Below are 1,712 nucleotides of genomic sequence, written 5' to 3'. Positions count from 1 at the left end.
TGGTGATGATTGTGAGAGCGACTGAAATCCTTAAAGCCATTCAAAAACTAAATCCCGCAGAGAAGCACAGATTGCGTGAATATTTAATTGATGCACTAAGAGCATCAAGTTCGACTGGAACCGTTCTTCACGAAATATCTGAACGTAAGAATAAGAATGGGTATGAATGTCCTGATTGTACATCAGAACATATTGTTCGCTTCGGTAAATATACAACAATCGTTGATGGTGAAGAAGTTAAAAAGCAACGCTATCGCTGTAAGGCTTGTAAAAAGACATTTACCGACCTCACAAATACAGTTCTCTATCGAACTCGTCACCTTAACCAGTGGATTAAATTTATTGAGTGTATGATTGAAGGTTATTCTCTTCGGAAGTCTGCTAACTTAATCGGCAACATTACTCACGTCACTTTATTTTATTGGAGGCACAAACTATTATCATCGTTAAAGCAAATGGAAATACCAAATTTTGAAGGTATCGTTGAAATGGACGAGACCTATTTCTTGTACTCAGAAAAAGGACAAAGAAAAATTAAAGGTAGAAAACCTCGCAAACGTGGTGGTTCAGCAAAGAAACGTGGCATAAGTAATGAACAAGTGTGTGTATTAGTTGCAAGAGACCGTGACAAGACCACTATTTCGCAGATATTAGGTATGGGTAGATTAACGAAAGTACAGTTAGATAAAGCCATCGGGCATAAGCTTTCAAATGAAAATATACTATGCACGGATTCTTGGCGTGCATTTAAAACATATGCTGCTGAAAAGGGAATGGATATTTACCAATTCAAGTCCGATGGTAAAATTCGTACAAAGGGGCTTTACCACATCCAGAACGTGAATAATTATCATAGAAGACTAAAAGGTTGGATACAACGATTTAATGGTGTTGCGACCAAGTATTTAAACAATTACCTTGCTTGGTTTCAGGTCTTAGAAAGTATCCAACATCAAAGAAATGAAGTAACAATGAATGATTTGATAATCAGAGGGAATTTAGTACAGAATTCAGAAACTTATGATACAATTAGGTTAACTAAATTTGCTGTTTAAACACTGTTTCTTATTCAACTAACGGGGCAGAAGAGTTGAATCGAGGTAGTATTTTTTTCACTATCTTTTATAAACACAAATAGAGGGTTTTAATTGTAGGAAAAAGAATTAAATACGGTAGAAAGACTGGGGAGGCTAAAAATGAGAGTCGGTATAATCGGCGGTGGTTTTGGATTATCAGTCCAAGCCCCCATAATTAATTTGCACCCAAAAATGGAAGTAACCGCTGTTAGTACAATGAATAGACATCGTTTGCCAGTGGGATTATTTAATTGGGACAATCCACCCAATCATTATAAGAACTGGACTGAAATGTTAGATAAGGAGGAACTTGACCTTTTATTTGTAAGCTCACTACCTATTTATCATTTTGAAATGGTTAAAGAAGCATTAATAAAAGGGATCAGTGTAGTTTGCGAAAAGCCCTTCACAATGAATAGTAGTGAATCAATAGAACTATTAAACCTCTCTAAATCCTATAAAGTAAAGGTATTGATTGATTTTGAATGGCGTTACCTCCCTATTCGTCAGAAGATGAAAGAGTTAATTCTAAACGATATTATTGGGAAGATAATCCATTTTGAGTACCATATATCCAGCCCACAGTATCAAAACCTTAAATCATCCAAAAGAGGTTGGATGGGTGAAAAACAAAAA

2 protein-coding genes are annotated in these 1,712 nt (G+C 35.6%); both read left to right on the top strand.

Going from position 1 to position 1,712, the window contains the following annotated elements; all coding sequences use genetic code 11:
* The first annotated feature begins 11 nt into the window (after nucleotides 1–11).
* Nucleotides 12–1,055 carry an IS1595-like element ISBsp6 family transposase gene (locus tag HNQ35_RS13920; protein ID WP_076611814.1) on the top strand — a complete coding sequence of 348 codons (1,044 nt, stop codon included), beginning with the start codon at nucleotides 12–14 and terminating at the stop codon, nucleotides 1,053–1,055.
* Between the two features lie 141 nt (nucleotides 1,056–1,196).
* Nucleotides 1,197–1,712: Gfo/Idh/MocA family protein (locus HNQ35_RS13915; protein WP_183330203.1), on the top strand; the 516-nt coding region annotated here is incomplete at its 3' end.

It is taken from the genome of Cerasibacillus quisquiliarum (assembly GCF_014202495.1).
GTDB classification, from domain to species: domain Bacteria; phylum Bacillota; class Bacilli; order Bacillales; family Amphibacillaceae; genus Cerasibacillus; species Cerasibacillus quisquiliarum.
This window is presented reverse-complemented; position numbering and strand designations above follow the sequence as displayed.